Genomic DNA, 2854 nt, shown 5'->3' on the forward strand with positions numbered 1-2854 from the left:
CGGGGACGGGGAAGGGCCCCCCGCTGACGCTCGGACCGTCGCCGAGGCGAAAGCAACGCCGCATCCGGCGACCAAGTCGCGCATTGAAAGCGAAGGCGCCAAGCGGCTCGCTCGTCTCGGCGGGAGCGACCCCGAACTGAAGGCTCGGCCGCGGCGCCGTTCGAATCCCGCGTGATCCACCACCTCTATCCTGTCATTCGCTGTATTATCCTGCGGACCCCTGGCTGCCGGCGGCGGCACGCCTCATTGCTTTCGAATCTGTAACGCGTTACAGTCGCGGCATGGCGGCCTATCGAGGAGATCCGGGTGACGGCGCCGGCCGAACGAATGAGAATGATGCGCGAGCGGCGGCGCGGGCAAGGGCTGCGCGAGTTGCGTCTCGTCGTGCCTGACCCGCGGCTCGGGTCTGTTCGAAAGCGGGTTGCGGCTCAGGTGGTTCGTCTCGACCGGGGCCACGAAGACGAGGCATTGAGCTGGATTGAAGCCGTTTCCGAATTCGACGCGCCCAGCCCTAGCGAACGATGAAGCGTGGCGACGTTGTCATCGTCGCGGCGGCGGGCGATTATGGGAAGCCGCGACCGGCGGTCATTGTCCAGACCGATGCGTTTCCTGAAGCACATGCATCGGTCGTAATATGCCAGATGACATCGGAAATCGTCGATGCTCAGGACTTCCGAGTCACTATTGATCCAAACGAGGAGAATGGCTTGCGCGTCCAGTCTCAGGTCATGGCCGACAAGCCGGTCACCGTTCGGCGCGAACGGGTTGGACAGCTCGTCGGTCGCCTCAACGGCGAGGAGGTCGGACGCCTCAATATCGCCTTGGCGTTCGTCATGGGGCTCGCGGACTGAGCGCCATCGTAGGGCTATAGCGTAGACATCGTGCTCATCCTCGTCGGCCGCGGCCCGCCAAACTTGCGGAATTTGCGCGACGACGCGCTGCGTCCTCCTAAAGCGGCCGGCGCGGCGATCAATCGTGATCTACGCCGTCCTTAAACGGATTAAGCACTGTTGCGCCCAGGTCGGCGACATCGCGATCATTACGGGTCACCAGCGTCAGGCCATTGGTTAACGCGGTCGCAACGAGCAGGCCGTCAATGACCGGTACCGGTCTGATGGCGCTTATGCGTCCCCATTGATCGGAGATGGCGTTGTCGATGCCGAGCACGCGTTCGCCGAATGCAGTCTCGACCTTCCGCAACCAGCGTTCGAGCGCCGCGGCCTGGCCTGCATCCCGGCGACGCGCGAGTTCGATGCCCTTTCGGATCTCGCCAAGCACAAGCGTGCTCAGAAAGAGATCCTCGTCGGTGATCGATGCGTACCATGCGGACACGCGTGCATTGCAGCGTGCGCCTTTCCGGACTTCCAAAATGATGTTGGTATCGATCAGGTAGGTCACAGGTCGACATTCCGGCCGAGATCTCGATTGCGGTCGAAGTCGATCCCGTCGAGCGGCGCGGACGCCAGCAGCGCCTTCAGGCTTGCCCTGGGCGGTTCGACAAAGTTTTGTCGAAGAAGCTTGCGCGTCTCGGCCTCGCGCGAAGGGTCGGACAAGGCAGAGGCGACACGGCGGACCAGGCTCGCATCCTCCTTACGGACGTTGACCTCGACCCGCGCGAAGCCCTGCCGCTCCTTGCGGGCGCGGTGAATTGCGACAGAAGATCTTGCTTTGGCCGTCATCCTCACCCCCTTGTTTCCGGAAATCTTACCGGAAATATCGATCCTGTGCAAGCGGCCGATAGCGGCAAGAGGGCCACAGCGTACACATAGCGCTCATCATCGTCGGTCGCTGCCCTCGTCGGCGCTCTGCGTCGAACGTGTTCGCGCGGACGACGCGAGGCTTGTCGCGCTCGAAGATGGACGGGTATTTACGCTCCCCCTTGTCATCGGCGAGATGGACGTCGCCAGCGCACCGTGTCGTTTGCTGCCAAGGTCAGGCATTGGCTTCAGCCTATCGCTGTAGAGGTCGAATACGGACTCTTCCGGGCTCGATCACCATCAGCGCGCCAGGCAGCCGGTCCAGATTTGCAGCGATCACCGCGGCGACCGCGTCCGCCTCCGCAGCATTGGACAGGCGGTCGAGCTCCAGCAGGACGACCCCGAGCACGTCGATCCGTTGTCGAATCACCAACTCGCCAAAGTCTCGGTCCTCAGTGACGAGTATCCGCCCCTCCCGCGTCGCCGCTGCGAGCACGACTTCATCCGAAGCTCCCGAAATCGTCATCCCAACCGAGGCGACGTCGAAGCCCGCGATCCGAAGCCGATCGACAACCAGCCGCGAAACATTTTCATCGGCCAGAAAGCGCATCACTCGGCAGCAAGCACGGTCTCGTGTTGCAGGTAATCCGCGGCGAAGGCCAGCGCTGCGCGCAAGTCCGGTTCCGTGAGTTGCGGGTATGCGTCGAGGATGTCCGCGAACGACCGCCCCGCGCCCAGCTTGCGGAGGATCAGCTCAACAGTGATGCGTGTCCCTCTGATGCAGGGCTTGCCCATCATCACGGCGGGATCGGCGGCGATACGCGCGTGTTCCATGAGCAAAACGGCTTTCGGTCGGCTTCGCGGACAACGTCTCATATTAGCTTAGGAATCGTGTCGCCGCAAAGATCGAGGGAATCGTCCTGGGCGCGGGGGGCCGTCACGCCGCCAGCTTAGGGGCGGCAGCCCCGGACATGATATACAGTCGCGGCCGCATCGCCGCAGAGACCGGCTCAAACCGCGTTTCTCGGCCATGAAGCGACCGATTGCCACCGGGGGGTGACCATGTTCCGGGCCTTGCGCGCTGCGTTCATCGCGTTCCTTTTCGTGGCCTCCGCCCAGGCCGCCGACGTCAAGCCCTATGTCAACGAGGAGTTGGC

General features: G+C 63.2%; 6 protein-coding genes. 2 read left to right on the top strand and 4 right to left on the bottom strand.

Annotated elements, in window-relative coordinates; all coding sequences use genetic code 11:
- Positions 1-306: 306 nt before the first annotated feature.
- Both ACLP25_RS03190 and ACLP25_RS03195 read left to right on the top strand, forming a co-directional pair.
- Positions 307-525: an antitoxin MazE-like protein gene (locus ACLP25_RS03190; RefSeq protein ID WP_442467786.1), complete on the top strand. Its 219-nt coding sequence runs from the start codon at positions 307-309 to the stop codon at positions 523-525.
- On the top strand, positions 522-851 hold the full coding sequence (locus ACLP25_RS03195; protein ID WP_442467787.1) for a type II toxin-antitoxin system PemK/MazF family toxin: 330 nt from the start codon (positions 522-524) through the stop codon (positions 849-851). Before ACLP25_RS03190 ends, ACLP25_RS03195 begins: the two co-directional genes overlap by 4 nt.
- A 118-nt stretch (positions 852-969) precedes the next feature.
- On the opposite strand, the gene ACLP25_RS03200 is transcribed toward ACLP25_RS03195, so the two are convergent.
- From ACLP25_RS03200 to ACLP25_RS03215, 4 genes are all read right to left on the bottom strand, one after another.
- Entirely contained in the window at positions 970-1398 is a 429-nt protein-coding gene (locus tag ACLP25_RS03200; RefSeq protein ID WP_442467788.1) for a type II toxin-antitoxin system VapC family toxin, read from the bottom strand.
- The gene (locus tag ACLP25_RS03205; RefSeq protein WP_442467789.1) at positions 1395-1679 is read right to left on the bottom strand and encodes a hypothetical protein; all 285 of its coding nucleotides are present in this window, start codon (positions 1677-1679) and stop codon (positions 1395-1397) included. Before ACLP25_RS03205 ends, ACLP25_RS03200 begins: the two co-directional genes overlap by 4 nt.
- A 271-nt stretch (positions 1680-1950) precedes the next feature.
- Positions 1951-2307, bottom strand: coding sequence for a DUF5615 family PIN-like protein (locus tag ACLP25_RS03210; protein ID WP_442467790.1), 357 nt, complete (start codon positions 2305-2307; stop codon positions 1951-1953).
- On the bottom strand, positions 2307-2531 hold the full coding sequence (locus tag ACLP25_RS03215) for a DUF433 domain-containing protein (protein ID WP_442467791.1): 225 nt from the start codon (positions 2529-2531) through the stop codon (positions 2307-2309). Before ACLP25_RS03215 ends, ACLP25_RS03210 begins: the two co-directional genes overlap by 1 nt.
- Positions 2532-2854 lie beyond the last annotated feature (323 nt).

It is taken from the genome of Roseiarcus sp. (genome assembly GCF_052145395.1).
Lineage (GTDB): Bacteria > Pseudomonadota > Alphaproteobacteria > Rhizobiales > Beijerinckiaceae > Roseiarcus.

Bases quoted from the DNA above. Each gene is read 5' to 3' on its own strand.
- ACLP25_RS03210 (WP_442467790.1), bottom strand. From the start codon at position 2,307: ATGCGCTTTCTGGCCGATGAAAATGTTTCGCGGCTGGTTGTCGATCGG.
- ACLP25_RS03205 (WP_442467789.1), bottom strand. From the start codon at position 1,679: ATGACGGCCAAAGCAAGATCTTCTGTCGCAATTCACCGCGCCCGCAAG.
- ACLP25_RS03195 (WP_442467787.1), top strand. From the start codon at position 522: ATGAAGCGTGGCGACGTTGTCATCGTCGCGGCGGCGGGCGATTATGGG.
- ACLP25_RS03215 (WP_442467791.1), bottom strand. From the start codon at position 2,531: ATGGAACACGCGCGTATCGCCGCCGATCCCGCCGTGATGATGGGCAAG.